This is a genomic window from Stenotrophomonas sp. YJH_SMC_43 (assembly GCF_059372535.1).
The window spans coordinates 1-15,389 of the sequence record NZ_JCAFVQ010000005.1; the positions used below are offsets into that span (position 1 = coordinate 1).

General features: G+C 64.1%; 11 protein-coding genes. 4 read left to right on the forward strand and 7 right to left on the reverse strand.

Translation table 11 applies throughout. The features are described from left to right. Positions 1-121 precede the first annotated feature (121 nt). Positions 122-2,512, forward strand: a complete 2,391-nt coding sequence (locus tag AC5QAH_RS18775; RefSeq protein WP_495232494.1) for an autotransporter family protein — start codon at positions 122-124, stop codon at positions 2,510-2,512. A 223-nt stretch (positions 2,513-2,735) separates the two neighbouring features. Here AC5QAH_RS18775 and AC5QAH_RS18780 read toward each other — a convergent pair whose 3' ends face one another. The 6 genes from AC5QAH_RS18780 to AC5QAH_RS18805 all read right to left on the reverse strand — a co-directional run bounded on the left by AC5QAH_RS18780 (position 2,736) and on the right by AC5QAH_RS18805 (position 12,146). Further along, positions 2,736-5,651, reverse strand: a complete 2,916-nt coding sequence (locus AC5QAH_RS18780; RefSeq protein WP_262102806.1) for an autotransporter family protein — start codon at positions 5,649-5,651, stop codon at positions 2,736-2,738. A 398-nt stretch (positions 5,652-6,049) separates the two neighbouring features. After that, positions 6,050-6,718, reverse strand: coding sequence for a hypothetical protein (locus AC5QAH_RS18785; RefSeq protein ID WP_495232495.1), 669 nt, complete (start codon positions 6,716-6,718; stop codon positions 6,050-6,052). 143 nt (positions 6,719-6,861) lie between these two features. After that, positions 6,862-7,923 (reverse strand): fimbrial protein, encoded by a 1,062-nt coding sequence (locus tag AC5QAH_RS18790; RefSeq protein WP_237707030.1) that lies wholly within the window; start codon positions 7,921-7,923, stop codon positions 6,862-6,864. Between the two features lie 128 nt (positions 7,924-8,051). Then, positions 8,052-9,032, reverse strand: a complete 981-nt coding sequence (locus tag AC5QAH_RS18795; protein WP_237707029.1) for a fimbrial protein — start codon at positions 9,030-9,032, stop codon at positions 8,052-8,054. A 31-nt stretch (positions 9,033-9,063) separates the two neighbouring features. Continuing rightward, the gene (locus AC5QAH_RS18800) at positions 9,064-9,573 is read right to left on the reverse strand and encodes a fimbrial protein (RefSeq protein WP_495232496.1); all 510 of its coding nucleotides are present in this window, start codon (positions 9,571-9,573) and stop codon (positions 9,064-9,066) included. A gap of 32 nt (positions 9,574-9,605) precedes the next feature. Beyond that, the gene (locus AC5QAH_RS18805) at positions 9,606-12,146 is read right to left on the reverse strand and encodes a fimbria/pilus outer membrane usher protein (RefSeq protein WP_495232497.1); all 2,541 of its coding nucleotides are present in this window, start codon (positions 12,144-12,146) and stop codon (positions 9,606-9,608) included. A 413-nt stretch (positions 12,147-12,559) separates the two neighbouring features. Between AC5QAH_RS18805 and AC5QAH_RS18810 the strand changes: the two genes are divergently transcribed. From AC5QAH_RS18810 to AC5QAH_RS18820, 3 genes are all read left to right on the forward strand, one after another. Beyond that, on the forward strand, positions 12,560-13,078 hold the full coding sequence (locus AC5QAH_RS18810) for a fimbrial protein (protein WP_197578250.1): 519 nt from the start codon (positions 12,560-12,562) through the stop codon (positions 13,076-13,078). A gap of 58 nt (positions 13,079-13,136) precedes the next feature. Further along, entirely contained in the window at positions 13,137-13,859 is a 723-nt protein-coding gene (locus tag AC5QAH_RS18815) for a fimbrial biogenesis chaperone (protein ID WP_010481965.1), read from the forward strand. A gap of 502 nt (positions 13,860-14,361) precedes the next feature. Continuing rightward, positions 14,362-14,772, forward strand: coding sequence for a hypothetical protein (locus tag AC5QAH_RS18820; RefSeq protein ID WP_019338055.1), 411 nt, complete (start codon positions 14,362-14,364; stop codon positions 14,770-14,772). A gap of 95 nt (positions 14,773-14,867) precedes the next feature. Here the strand turns inward: AC5QAH_RS18820 and AC5QAH_RS18825 are convergent, their stop codons facing one another. Continuing rightward, the gene (locus AC5QAH_RS18825; RefSeq protein WP_237707028.1) at positions 14,868-15,377 is read right to left on the reverse strand and encodes a fimbrial protein; all 510 of its coding nucleotides are present in this window, start codon (positions 15,375-15,377) and stop codon (positions 14,868-14,870) included. Positions 15,378-15,389 lie beyond the last annotated feature (12 nt).

Below are 15,389 nucleotides of genomic sequence, written 5' to 3' on the forward strand. Positions count from 1 at the left end.
CAAACAACCGCCCACCTCACACTTTCTTCACGAGTTGCAGGCTTATACGTCACCCCGCTGAACAGGGGTTTCCGGTTGTCATGCAGTGTCCCGCTCGCTTCTCTCTGCAAAGGACAAGACCATGCACCTTCATCCTGCCCGTCCCCTGTCGCTGTGCCCGTTGGCCCGCAGCCTGCTGCTGGCGCTTTCCACGCTCTCCACCAGCGCCGCATTGGCGGGCGATCTCGATGGCCAGTCCGCCGAGGTCGTCGCAGGTGATCCGGTGGAATCCTGGACACTGAAGAATGGCTCCACGCTGGTCGGCCACGAGGCGGCGATGAACGGGATCTCCGCCGAGGATACGTCGACCATCACACTCCAGGGCGGCACCGTGACGTCGATAAGCAGGTCTGGTGCAGTGACGCTCGCGGGCAACGCCACGTTGACGACGGTCGGCACTCATTTTCGCGGTGGTGGCATTGCACTGAATGGTGACGCTGTAGCTCGAATGACGGGCGGCTCCATCATCGTGGCCGCTGCCGATCTGGCGCCCCAGAGTCTCGCGGTGGGTGTCGACCTGCGCAGCCTGCCCAGCGGCTCAGGAAACCGCAACCCGCTTGCTGTACTTGATGCCATGCAGGTCCGCGTAGAGGACAATCCTGGCACGGCCGCCGCCTACAACAGCGGCCTGGGCGTTCGCCTGCAGTTCGGCACGATGGACATCCTCAACGGCTCCCATGTGACCGGCGCCAACGTGGGCGCGATGCTGTGGGCCGAGCTCAATCCGGCGGGTGCGGTGACGCTCAACGTTGACGATTCCACGCTGGTGTCCCAGCGCGGTGCGGCCATCCAGGTCATGCCGTTGGAAGACAACGACTACAACATCACAATCCGCAACGACGCCAAATTGCTGGGAGCAGACGGCAACCTGCTATTGATCAGGAGTGAGTTCGGCCCCCTGCGCGGGCGTACCGACGTCAACTTCACCGTTGATGATTCCCGGCTGGCCGGCAACGTGACCTTCGACCCGACAACGGTCACCAATGGCACGCTGGACGTGATCCTGCGCAACAAAGCCCAGATCGACGGCCGCTTCATCAACGTCACCACCGCCAGCATCGACAGCGATGCCACCTGGCTGATGACCGGCGACAGCAGCGTGGGCCATCTCACCCTGGGCGCGGGCGGTACCGTGGCGCTGGGCAATGGCAGCAGCTTCAACACGCTCAGCCTGGACGAGTTCACTGGCAACGGCGGCACGCTGCTGTTCAATACCCAGCTGGGTGACGACACTTCGCTGACCGATAAGCTGGTCATCGCTGGCGATGCCAATGGCCAGGCCAATGTGCGCGTGCTCAATGCCGGCGGTGCCGGTGCCAAGACCGATCGCGGCATCGAGCTGATCGATATCGGCGGCACCTCCAACGCGCAGTTCGATCTGGTCGGCCGAGCTGTGGGCGGTCAGTACGAGTACTTCCTGGTGAAGGATGCCAACGGCAACTGGTACCTGCGCTCGGAGCTGGCAACCACGCCGGACCCGTGCCTGGCTGACCCGTCGCTGGCGCAGTGCAAGCCGATCATTGATCCGGTTGACCCCATTGACCCGATCAACCCGATCCCGGTGCTACGCCCGGAAACCGGCGCGTATCTGGCCAACCAGTTCGCGCTGGACCAGATGCTGCGCCACAGCTACCGCGACCGCCAGGGCGGCGCCGCTGCGGCGGAGGGCATCCGTGGTTGGGCCCGTGTTGACGCCACCCAGAGCAAGCTGGGTGCAGTAGATGACCAGCTCGACCTGCGCGTGGACCGCTCGCGCCTGCAGCTGGGTGCGGACATCGGCGTGTTCGATGACGGCCGTGGCCGCGTCGGCCTGATGGGCACCGCCGCACGCAGCAGCGCCACCTCGCGTTCGGACGTGACCGGTTTCAGTGCACGCGGCAAGGTGGAAGGTGGCGCGCTGGGTGTGTACGGCAACTGGGCCAACGATGCGATGTACGTGGATGCCAGCGTGCAGCGCGGCCAGTTCCGCAACCGTGTACAGGGCGAAGGCCTGGCCGAAGAGCGTTACGACTCGGATCTGTGGCAGTCGTCGCTGGAAGCCGGTTACCGCATCGGTGTTGGCGCAATCGGCAGCACCGCGCTGAGCCTGCAGCCGGAGCTGCAGCTGGTCTACACCGACGCCAATACCGATCGCCACGAAGAAGGCAACGGCACCGTGGTGCGCAGCCTGGGCGACAGTGGTCTGTCTGGCCGTGTTGGCCTGCGCCTGCAGGGTGAAGGCCACAGCGCTGCCGGCGCCTCGGTCAGCCCGTACCTGGTAGCAAACTGGTACCGCGATGGCGCCAGCAACGGCGTGGCCTTTGACGATGAAGCGTTGAAGGCCAGCGTACCGCGCAACCGCTACGAGTTGAATGCCGGTGCACGCGTGGACTTCCGTTCGAGCCTGAGTGCCTGGGGTGGCTTGGGCGTGATGCGCGGTGACAGTGGGTATCGCGAGGCCAACGCCAACCTGTCTGTGGCGTACAGCTGGTAATGGAAAGAGAACGGCGCCGGAACAATCCGGCGCCGTTCCGCATTACGCGATGCGCTTTCTGTAGAGCCGAGCCACGCTCGGCTGCTCTCCGGTCAGATCACGATGCACCCGCACTTCGCGCGGTGAGCCGAGCATGGGCTCGGCTCTACAGAGGTCCGCGTGCCGAAACGGTTGGGGTCGGATCCCATTGCCAAGCAATGGGCTCCGACCCCGTCACGCCCGCTTACCAGGCCATGCGCAGGCCCACCTGGCCACCCACGTTGCGGTAGCCGTGCTCACCGCGCTGTACGCTCAGCCCGCCCCATGCGCCCCAGCGCTGGCCCAGCTTGAACTCGGCACCGGCCTGCACTTCATAACGATTGCGCGGCACATCCGCGCCCAGCGTGTCATCGTTGAACTGCAACGTGCTGGTACCACTGCCACGCAGCCAGTTAACACCCAGGTACGGCTGCACGGTGTTGCCGGCTGCAGTGCCATGGCCGAACACGCGCACGCCCAGGCGCCCGCTCAGGCCACCGACATCGGCGTGGTCGATCACCGTGCCATTGCTCTCCACGTGGCGATCAGCGCGGAAATCGACATAGCTCAGCTGCAGCTGCGGCTGCACATACAGCGCGCTGGCGATGCCCTGCCACACGTTGAAGGTGTAGCCGGCCTCCAGCGACGCACTTGTCATGCGCGAATCGTAGTGCTCCGGCTCCAGGCCGATGCCCTGCACCCGGTTATCGAAACGGCCGTGCTGCAGGTTTGCATCCATGTACGCACCCTGCGTGCCGTCAGCGGCCTGCAACCAGGTGCCGTACACACCCACCGCGCTGCCGCGCACCCGACCCTTGGCGCTGTAGCCGGTCAGATCGGACACTGCACTGCTGTCGGCACGCCCCGTGCCCAGCATCACGCCGAACGCTGCATTGCCTCGGCGAACCAGATCAGTGCCAATCTGCAGCACCGAGGTGTTGCCATCAATCGACAGCTGACCACCGACCGCGCTGAAGTCCGCCTGCTGCCGGCCCACGCGCGCCCACGCGGCACGCCCTTCATCCAGCGAAACGGCACCGATACGGTCGTTCAGACGAAGAGAAAACATGTTGATGGCTGCCGACTGATTGGCCAGGTACGCCCCGGCTTCGGGACGCAGCACCGGCACTGGGTCCACCGGATCCACGGGGTCCACCGGATCGATGGGGTCAACCGGATCAACCGGGTCCACCACACAGCCCGGCGCGGCCGGATTGTCCTTGCAGACATCAAACCATTGCGAACGCAGATACCAGTTGCCATCGGTGGGATCAGTCACGCCCCCCTTGAACAGGAAATACTCATAGGAGCCACCCACCGCGCGCCCAGCCAGGGCATAGGTAGCCAGCGACGCGCCATCCACCTCGATCAGCTGGATGCCGTCGGTCGTCTGCGCGCCAACGCCGCCAATGTTCTTCACCGCGATGCTTGCATCTCCTGAGGTATCACCCCGCACATGCAGGCGATCAAAGGCGCTGTCGTCACCGCCCAAGGCGCCCTGGAACAGGAACGTGGCGCCTTCGCTGTGCAGATCGCCCTCCACGGTGAGCGTGTTGAAGCGGCCACTGCCGTCGGACAACGCCACGCCGCTGTTGCGCACATCCAGCTCGCCCACCGTAGCGTCGCCGGTCAGTGTCCACTGGCTACCGCTTTCAATCGCCATGGTCTGCACCAAGTCGGAAGACCCCTGCCACAGCGAGCCGTCAGCCAGCCGCACGTGTACATCGGACTGCGGCACCAGACCGGCATCCTCGTCTTCGGGGGTGATGACGATGTCGCCGATCATCTGCGAACCACCCTGGACGACCACATCGAAGCGACCGGCCACCGCCGCATCCAGCGCGATTGCGATGCCGTTGCCACCGGATACGTAAGCGTTGCTGGACAACGTCAAACCCGAGTCACGGCTGCTCCGCACCCAGACACCACCATGCTGGGCACTCACCAGCGAACTGCCGTCGATACCCAGGCTGCCGTTGTCATTGATCACCGCAGCCCACGCGCCCTCACCCTCGGTGCGGACATGCGTACCGGTCAACGTCATCCCGCCGGTGCCACCGGCCAGCACACCGTACGCCTCGCGACCCTCGGTGCGGATGATGCTGTCGGCCAGGTGGATGGTGCCGCCCTTGCGTGCCACGGCGCCGATCGCGCCATCGCCGAAGGTCTGGACCTGGGTCGCACGTGCGCTGATGGTCGGATCGGTTCCGATGCCAGTGAAGTCGGCATACAACCCATGGCTGCCCGCACCCGACGTGGTCACATCCACGCTGTCCAGATCGACCGTACCGGTTCGCACATCGATGCCGACAGCGCGATCACCCTCGCTGATGACGGAACTGCGTGCCATCGCCAAGGTTGAATCGGAGAACATCTTGACGGTTCCCGTCCCATCGCCGGTGCTATGGAAGCTGGAGTCCACCACAGTGACTGCATTGCCGCGGCCATTGATGTCCAGCGCGATGCCGCTGGCCCTCACGGTGCTTCCCGCAAGGTCGAGCTGGTTGTTATCGGCCAGCCAGATGCCGGACGCACCCTCAATCTCAACGCCGGTCAGGCTCATGTTCGCTCCGGTGGCCGACACCGCCCGGCTGCCCAGCCCCATTGCCGAGATCGAGCCACCGGTCATCGTGATGTCACCGCCGCCGGAGAGACCCACTGACGACACCCCCTCCATGCGGATGTTCACGTCCTGCAGCGTGGCCTGGCTCCCGGTATGGGCCACAACGCCCATGCCGGTGCCCTTGTTGATCACGTCGGTCGCCGTCAGATTCAGTTCACCGCCCGTCGTCGCCAGTGCCGTGGTGGCACCGAAGCCGGTGGTGACCAAGGTCGAACCGTTCAGTTCGATACGACTACCAGCGCCTTCGGCACGGGCCGCGGATGCACCATCGCCATCCGTACTCACGTTGATCGCACCCAACGGCACGATGCTGCCGCCATTTAGCGCATGGAACGCATGATTGCCCACTCCGGTTGCACTGTAATCGCCCGCTGCCGGGGTTTGCGCGTCACCGTCCGCAATGACCTGCTGTGCGTGTGCCTTGATGGGAATGCCAACGGCGAGTGCAGCCGTCAGTGCCAAGGCCAACGCCGAGTAGTGGACCTGATCGGTTTGCATGTCCGGATCTCCATTTGTCGAGACCGGCATGGTGGATGTCGCGTTACCCACCCACCATGCAATTAGTTGCAATGTGGAATACGGCATAGCCACAGCACTTGCGTCACCACTTGTCGCGACACAACCGAATTAGCCTGTCAGCGCTCCACCAACATCGCGCAGATTGACGCGTTGCCCCTGCTGGTGGCCCGCCCCTGTGAAGGTCAACGGCAGCCTGCCCCCTGCAACGAGCGGTGCTACATTCATTCAAGAAAAATGGCGGGAATGCGAAGACATTGCGAAACCGGAATCATTCAGCACCTGCTACAGCAACTGCGCTCGTACCCCAGCTTTCGTGAAGTCCAGTCTCTGGCGTGACAGCTGTGACGGTTCCGCGGAAGGTCACATCAGCGCCATCCTCACGGACTGAAGGTTGGTGCAAGATAGTAGTAGGCACTGCTGTCCAGGCTTGGGTACATCGGCGAGCGCAGCGAAATGACTCCGGTGCGGATGCTGGAGGACTGCATCCGTCCGCCGCGCGAGAACACAAGCGCTGTGTAGTTGATGGTGTATTGCAGGCCATCGCCGGCGCGCGTTTCGTACATGATTTCCATCTCCTCACCCAGACGCAGCGGCGTGCGGTCGAGAGCATTCCAGTACACGTCGAAGGCCAACAGGGCCGATTCGGCAGAGGTGGCGTAGGACGCATACGTCCTGCCTTCATACTGCAGCTCCCCCACATAGGTAAGCCCCGGCACGTCCAGACGCACGAAGATCGGAATCGGTCCTCCGGGGAATGAGCACTTCCTCATTGCCGAGCGCCCGCGCTCCTGGTCCATGAACATCCGAGGTTGTGTCGGAGCGGATGCATAGAAAGAATCAAGCACAACGTCGGGGTACGCCGAGTACTGCTCGCATGCCGCTGCCGTACCGAAGACCATCAGCGCACCGGCCAGAACCACCGCCTTCAACTGGAGCGGGGCGCGCAACACTCGTTTGCTGCCGGTGTTGGCCGCACGTGATGCGCGGGATGCGTTGGTGCGGCGCGGCGGAGGTAATAGTGCGGAACGAATGCGGTCATGAGTCATGCTGGCACCTCGGAAAAGATCGAACCATCCTCGCCGAGGCCGCCATGCTGCGCCATCAAACTGGTTGCAGAATCACCAACGCACCACACCTGCAGGAGATCGTCGCGCGCACATCATGTGCACGCGCGATCCGCTGCACGGCCTTACCAATAGCTCACGTTGAGCACCGCCTCACCCTTGATAAGACCCGGCATCAACGGCTCATCGGTGCGGATGTAGCGAGCCGTGAATGCGATGTCATGCGTCCCGCCAACACCCGGCTCGAAATTCCAGATTCGTCCAAAGTTCACTTCGCCTCCCGCTTGCAGCAGTTGCACCCGCACGCCCTTCGCATTCGAATCGGCCGTGGGTGTCAGCTGGCTCCCCGAATTTTTCGGGTCGCCAGCATCGGTCAATGTTATCTGCGCGCGCGGTGCATCCGTGCCGCAGTTCAGGCGGACCGCCACCGGCTTCTCCTTGGCAGTGCTGCCCGGCGTGGACAACTCAGCCCACTGGACATCCTGAAGCGTTTCCGAGACATCCCGCACCGGACACGTCACGGCCGGGAACTTGGGTGCCAGGTAGTAGGGCGCACTGGAATCCAGACCAGGATGCGCGGGAGATCGCAGCGAGATACTACCTGTGCGAATACTGGAAGTGCGCATCCGTCCTCCGCGCGAGAACACCAGCGCGGTGTATGAGATCACGTACTGTACACCGTCTCCAGCGGTGGTCTCGTACTCCATTTCAAGCTCTTCGCCCAGGCGAAGAGGCTTGCGGTCAGTCTCATTCCAGTACACATCGAACGCCAGTAGAGCCGAGTCTTCAGAAGTGGCATACGATGCGTAGGTTCTACCCTGATACTGCAGGTCACCCACGTAGGTAAGTCCCGGAACGTCCAAGCGCACGAAGACAGGAATTGGGCCGCCCGGGAACGAGCACCGCCTCAGTGATGACCGGCCTCTTTCCTGGATCATGAACCTCTGCGGGTCCTCCGGGGCATTCGTAAAGACGGTATCAAGGACAACGTCTGGAAACGCGGTGTAGTGCTCGCACGCCGCTGCCGTTCCGGAGAAAACCAGTACACCGGCAAGGGCAGCCGACCTCGGCCGGAGTTGGCCGCGCGACACGTGCTTGTTGCCGGCCTTGGCAAATTCGGCTGCGCGGGACAGATTGGTTCCGCGCAGCGGAAAGAAGAATGCGGAACGAATGGGGTCAAGCCTCATGTTGGCGCCTCGGCGACGGTGGCCCATCGTCGCCGCCACCGCTATGCAGCGCCATCGAACTGGTTGCAGAATCGCGGGCACACAGGCACTCGCGCACATCTCCAGCGGAAGCGAGCCGCTACACGGTCTTACCAGTAGTCGACGTTGAGCACCGCCTCTCCCTTGATCAGACCAGGCACCAGTGCCTCGCTGGTGCGGATGTAGCGCGCGGTGAAGGCGTGATCGTGCACGCCGCCGACGCCAGGCTCGAAGTCCCAGGTCTGGCCGAACTGCACTTCGGTGCCATTGCGCAGCAGCTGCACGCGCACGCCTTCAGCATCGGAATCGGCTGTGGGCGTCAGCTGGCTCCCGGTGTTGCCCGCATCGCCGGCGTCACTCAACGTCATCCGGGCGCGCGGCGGATCGACACCGCAGTTCATGCGAATCGCCACCCGCTTTTCCTTGGCGGTCCCACCAGGAGTGGACAGCTCTGCAGTCTGCACGTCGTCCAGCGTCTCGTCGCTGTCCTGCAACGGACACGTCGCCACAGGAAAGTGCAGGGTGTAGGAGCTGTTGTAGGCACCATCAATTGCCGGGTGCTGCGGGGAAGTCCAGGTCAAGGACACGTCAAACGTATACGTACGCATCCGCCCACCTCTGGAGAAGAACTCGGGCCGGAAATCGACGTTCGCATTCATCGGCGTCTGTACCTGGATGGGATAGGTCTGTTCGCGTCCCACTTCAAGCGGAACGCGCTCCCAGCCAACAACCTGCTCAAAGGTGAAGATCACCAAGGGAGATTCCGGCCCGAACTCGTAAGCCGGAAAGGTCATGCCCAGATAGTCGAGGGTGCCGACATAGGTCAGCCCTGGCGCGTCCAGGTGCAGATTCAGATCGAAGTCGGCCGTGCAGTTATTGAATGTTGTGGGGCCATTGCTCCCTCTGAACCATCGGCCACGCTGCTCCGGATAGGTGTCATGGGTGTATTCCCGATGCCTTGGAGTGTTGCTGAAACCTGTGCACGCCTGGACCATCGCGGACACCGTCAGCAGTGAGAGGCCAATCACCAGTGCCGCTGCACGCAATCGCGTGTTCTTTGCCATTGGCTCTCGTTTGAATGCAACGTTCATTGTCATGCTCCCTGGGCGTTGACCCGCCGCCTCACTCGTAGTCAGCAGTAACCACGATCTCAGTGGAAACTTCACCGGCACTCAGCGAAGCACCGGTCGGTGCGTGATACGCCGCCCGCAGGTCATAGCGCGCGGTGGCACCGGTCACCGGCACGTCAATGCCCGTGTCGCCGTCTTTCAGATAGTTGCTGCCGGTCGTGCCGGACAGCAGCGAGATCGACACACCGTCGGCGGCATCGGTGGCAGCCGTGTTCTTCCAGCGATCGGCATCACCGTCGGCCGGCGTACCGGAGAACGACAGCACCGCCTTGCTGACGCCCACGCAACCGGTGAACTCCAGCGCGCCGGCCTTGATCTGGCTGTCCTGCCCAGGGGTCAAGTCGCTGGCTTTGACCTCGTCCAAGGCGATCGGCGCAGCGGTGAGCGTGCAGGTGCCGGGCAGAACGCGCCCGGTGATGGTCAGGGTGGCGCTGTCGGCCCGGGCCAGCGGCGCAGCGGCCAGCAGCACGGTGGACAGGGTGAGTCGGTTGATCAGGTTCATGGGGTACTCCAAGGTGAAAGAAGAAGTCGGGATCAGGGGGTTGATTCGCTTGCTGCATCCAGCGCGGCCTGCAGGCCGGGGCTTGGCTTCGGCAGCGGCGTGCACACTGCCTGGCTCCACGACAGCCCATAGGCATCGGGCGCGTCGGGTGTGGTGTACCGCAGGCGGCAACGGTTGGGGCCTTCAGGGTCGACAATCAGCTCGCCCTGTTCCGGTGCGCCGCGCAGCTGGATTACGCCGCCCTGGCCAACGGCGCCGTAGGCACGGCCGCTGTCGTCCTCGATGCGCGCGGCAAACGGCAACGGTTGGCCCAGCGCATCGGTGGCATCGATGAACAGCGTGCGTTCGCGCTTGGCATTGAACGCCACGCGCACAATGCTGCCCGCCGTGGGTGCCACCCGCTGCGAGGTCTGCAGCAGCTCCACGTCCATCGGCAGGCCCGACGGATCCAGTTCGATCTGGTTCCAGCGGTAGGGGCTGACATGCGGCAGCAGCGCGTAGCCGTTGCGGCCGATGCGGACATCATCGCCATAGCCGATGCGTGCACCTTGCGCGCCGTCGGCCTGCACCAGCGCAAAGCCATCACCCAGGGGGGCGCCGAAGTTGATGCCATCCCGGTGCAGCACCACGCTGCCCGCCGCGCTGGCATTGACGGCGCTGTAGTCGCCCGAGCGGCTGTAGCCGGCCGTCACTGTGCCGTGGCCACCACGATAGGTGGCATATGCACTGGTGCTGCGCTGGCCGCCGCTGCCGTCGCTGGCACCCACGCTGTAGCTGAGCTGCTGCGATTCGCCCAGCGTGCCGCTCAGGCCCAGCTGGCCCTGTTCGCCACGGGCAGAATGGGCCAGCTGCGTGCTCAGGCGCGGGGCGCGCGGCGCGGTGCCCAGCGGAATGCTGAGGCTGGCGGTGTAGCGCGTATCCTGGCGGCCGTCACCCAGGCGGTAGCGCATGGCAGACAGGCTGTAGGTGGCGCGGCCGATGCTGCTCTGGAAGCGCAGCTGCAGGTCGTTCTGCTGCGGAGAATCGCCCCAGTAGCGCACATGGCCGCCACTGAGCGAAAGGCTGCTGCGCTCGCCCAGGCGCTGCGAGAAATTCACCTGGAAGCGCTGGCGCGCGCGGCCAGCGTGGCCCCAATCGTCACTGCGCGACAGCGCGAAGTCGTTCAGGGTCATGTAGCCGCGCGTGCTGTAGCGGTGCGCAGCCAGGCCGAAGTTGGTGCCGGTGGCGGCCACGTAGCGCTGGTAGTTCAGCCGGAAGCTGTTGCCGGTAACCTGTTCACCGTTACCCATACGCGCACGCGAGTGGGTCACGTCGGCACCGAATGCACCAATGGGCGTGTTGACGGCGCCACCGAACAGCGCCGCCTGGAAATCCTCGGCGATCTGCACACCGCCCAGCGCAGTGAAATGATTGCTGATGCCACGCGCGTAGGTGCCTTCGGCGAACCGCAGCGTTTCGCGCTCGCCGCGCGCGTCGCGCAGCTCACCGGCGGTGGCACTGAAGCGGCTGGCGCCCGGGCGCAGCGCCTGCGGTACCGCGGAGAAGTTCACGGTGAATCGCTGGGTGCGGCCATCGGCTTCGGTAACGGTGACCTCCAGATCACCGCCGAAGTTGGTCGGGTACAGGTCCTCGATGGAGAACGGCCCCGGGGCAACGCTCACCTCGTGAATGATGTTGCCGTTCTGACGGATGGTCACCAGCGCATTGCCCTCGGCAATGCCCTGCACCACCGGCGCGAACCCGCGCAGGGAATCGGGCAGCATGCGTTCATCGCTGGCCACGCGCGCGCCGGTGAACGACAGCGATTCAAACAACTCGCCCCCGGTATTGCCCTGCCCCAGCAACAGCTGGCTGTTCCAGGCCGGAAGATCGCGTTGCAGGTAACTGCTGATCACATCGTGGCGGGTGCCATGGCTGCTCTGGCTGAAGGACGAACGGTGGCGCAGGCGCCAGGCCCCCAGGTTCAGGCCCGTGTTCAAGCCCAGATAGGTCGCATCCTGGCCTTGGGCACGGTTGTGGTTGACGTTGTAGTCGAAGAACGCAGCGGTAACGCCATGGTCGCGCTGGTCCGGTGCCACGTAGCCGCGTGCATTGCGCGCCTGTGCGGCCTGCGGCACGTTCACAAGCAACTTCAGGTTGCCTGCATCGAATTCCACGGTGGCGCCTTCCACCAGCGCAGGCAATGCAATGCAGCCCTCTGCATCTTCCTGCAGATCGGCCAGGTAGCTGTCCTTCAGATTCAAGCGGCCCAGCAGCGCCATCGGCAGGCAGGGCGTGGCACCCACCGGCGCCGGTGCCTCGACAAAGCGGATGTCGCGGTTCTCCAGGAACTGCCCGTTCACCACCACGTCCAGCGGATAGTCACCTGGCTCCATCGGATTGCCCTGCGCATAGCGCTGCATGTCGATGGCCTTGCCGCCAATCAGGAACCCTGCGCTGAACTGCAGCGGCTCACCGTCGCCGGCATGGGCGTGGCTGGCCACTGCCATGGCCATTGCAACGGCAATGGCCACGCCCAGCGGACGGCTGATCAGGCGGCAATGATTGCGGCAAGGGAAAGCGCGCTTTTGCATAGCAAACGTCACTCGATGAGGCCAAAGCCGACATCGCTCGTAGTCGAAGTGGGCCGAAGCGTAGACAGCCCCCCGCCGCCTTCCCATGCAATTTGTTGCAAAGCGACAACACGGAACGAAAAGACGCGGCTTTCCGTGAATGCGCCGTTTTATGGCGATTCAGCGTTGTTTTCACGATGCGACGATGGTCAATCGAATGCGTTGCAGATCACGCACCTCCCGCTTTCAATCGACGGTCGCAGGGTCGAATGTCGTTTCCTGACTGCGCGCTTTACCGCAAGCACGAACCCGCAGGCTGCACAAGCACCTTGCAACTAATTGCATGTTCCCGACGGGCATGCTCGGGAACACTGGGTGCATCCGCTGGGCACGCCCAATGCGGATTCACTGATCCCCCTTCAAAGGACATCCGTATGTCGAACACGTTGAACATGATTGTTGCCGGTGCGCTCGCACTGGCTGCTTCCCCCGCCGCCTTCGCTGAAAAGCTGGAGATCACCGGCGAACTGATGACCAGCACCTGCGCGGTGGATGCTGTGGGCGGCACCATCACGGTGCCGATGGGCAAGGTTGATGTGGCTTCGGTCAATGCGTCCGAGCGCGCTGGCATGAAGAACTTCAGTATCCAGCTGGACTGCACCGGCTCCGGCGCGACGCAGGATGTGGGCGTGCGCTTCGGCGGCACCCCGGACGGCAGCACCGGCAACCTGGCGCTGAACCCCGACCCGAACGCGGCCTCCAACGTGGGCGTCGCCCTGTACGACGTGGCCGGCAATCACCAGAAGCTGGGCGAGGACCCGCTGCAGTGGGTGACCATTCCGGCCGCTGGCAAGGGCCAGCTGGATTACAGCGCGTGGTACGCCTCGCCGGGGCAGAACGCTACCGCCGGTGTTGCCAATGCGTCCGGCGACTTCGTCGTGCTCTACAAGTAATCCCTTCTGCACGCCGGCCCAGGGACGGGCTGGCACGCACTCAACCGAGGTATCTGCAATGAAGTTCCGTGCAATGACGTGGATGACCGCGCTGCTGGCTGGCGCATTGGCGCTGCCGGCATCGGCAGCGGTAACGCTGCAGGGCACGCGTATCGTGCATGACGCAGCCAAGGGCCGCGACGTGACCGTAAAGGCCACCAATACCGGTGAGCAGGCGGCGATGGTGCAGGTCTGGATTGACGATGGCGACAGCCATGCACGTCCTGAGAACGTGCGCACGCCGTTCCGGCTGACCCCGGCCGAACCGCGCCTGCTGCAGGCGCACCAGGGCCAGGCCTATCGCATCACCTACGCGCCGCGTCCGTCGGAAGCACCGCTGCCGACTGATCGCGAATCGGTGTTCTATTTCAATCTGCTGGACATTCCGCCCAAGCCCAGCGATGCCAGCGGCAAGAACCTGCTGCAGTTCGCGGTGCGCACGCGCGTGAAGTTGTTCCATCGACCTGCCGGCCTGCCCGGCAACGCGCGCGATGCGGCAGCGCAGCTGCAATGGCGCGCCGAGGGCAACGCGCTGCAGGTGAGCAACCCAACGCCCTACCACGTAACCCTCAGCTCGCTGACGCTGGCCGACGGGCGCACGGTGGACGTGGACATGGTGGCACCGGGTGCACAGGTACGTCTGCCGCTGCCGGCCGGTGCAGCGATGCCGGCCACGGCCAACTTCACCTGGCTGGATGACTACGGTACGCCGCGCGAGGCCGAGGCACGTATCGAGCGGTAAGCGCCGCGTAGCGCAACCTGCTCTGTGTAGAGCGAGCCATGCTCGGCTGCTGTCCGGTCAGATCGCGAAAAGCGCCGCGCTTCGCGCGGTAAGCCGAGCATGGCCCGGCTCTACAAGGACGCTGCGCGAATGCTGACGCATTCGCCTCACTCTGCATGACGATCTTCCGCGCACATGCAGATTGCAACAAACTTGAATTTGAAACTTTTCTCATTGGTACAGCGACACCTACGTGCGCAAGATGTAGATGCCACCGACAACGGGTGGCACGGGCTTGCAATCCCGTTTGGTAACTACGTTGTTTACGCTTGTCTGTCGGCGTCGCTCATCCATCGGGCGGCGTCGGCAGACATTCTGTCCGCGCTTACATGGCGGACGGTGTGTGGGGGCCTCGTGCCCGCCGGCGTTTCGCGTAGTTACCACCGGTATTGCAACCACGCACCGTCCGCCACCCTCGCTGTTAAGCGGGGTGGCCCCTTGCTTCGCACACAAGGACGCCGCCATGACCACGTCACACTATCCCCATCTGTCTGCCACCTTGGGCGAGGCCGCCACGCGCCTGCCTGACGATCTGGCACGCACGCTGGAAAGCACCTTCGCCGCACTGCAGGAAGGCGAAGCGCCCGGCACCATTACGCTGCTGCACTGCCTGCAGCACATCCGCCAGGGCGACGCCGCCGATGGGCAGCCGTGGCCGGGCAAAGGCCGCACGCCGGGGCAGCGGCTGGCACTGGCGCGTATTGACCGCGCCAATGCCGGGCTGACATTTCTACTTGAACTGCTGCACGCCACCGAGCGCGTACGCGTGGATGGCGATATCAGCCAGCAGGTGGACGATAACGCGCGCGAGGGGTTGCTGCTGGCGTGCCGGGGGTTGGCCGAGTATGTGGATGTGCAGCTGCACGCAGCTTAGCGGCTTCTGTAGAGCCGAGCCCATGCCCGGCTTGCCTGGAGCCTGACCGAAGAGCAGCCGAGCGTGGGCTCGGCTCTACAGGGCCGTACCGGCTTTCAATCGTATGCGGCGGTGACCACGATCTCGGTGGAGATATTGCCGGCGTTGATACCACTGGTGTTGGGAATGAAGTAGCCCGCGCGCAGCGGGTAGGACGCCGTCGCGCCAGAGACAGCCACCGGAATGTCGGTGTCGCCCTTCTTCAGGTAGGTGTTGCCGGTCGCGCCAGCCAGCAGCGCGACCGTCACACCCGTTGCTGGCGTGGTGGCGGCGGTGTTCTTCCAGCGCTCCGGATCACCGTCGGCGGCCGTGCCATCGAACGACAGGCGCGCGCCGCTGACGCCCACACAGCCGGTGAAGTTCAACGCACCTGCCTTCACGCTGTTGGCGGCACCTGGCGTCATCTCATCGGCCTTCACCGGATCCAGTGCAATGGTGGGCGCTGCCAGCGTGCAGGTGCCCGGCAGCACACGGCCGCTGATGGTGAGAGTGACCTGGCCATGCGCGGCTGAAGCAATCAGGCACAGCATCGGCACTGCAATCAGTTGAAATCGGGTAGGGAACATGGCGTTGCACCT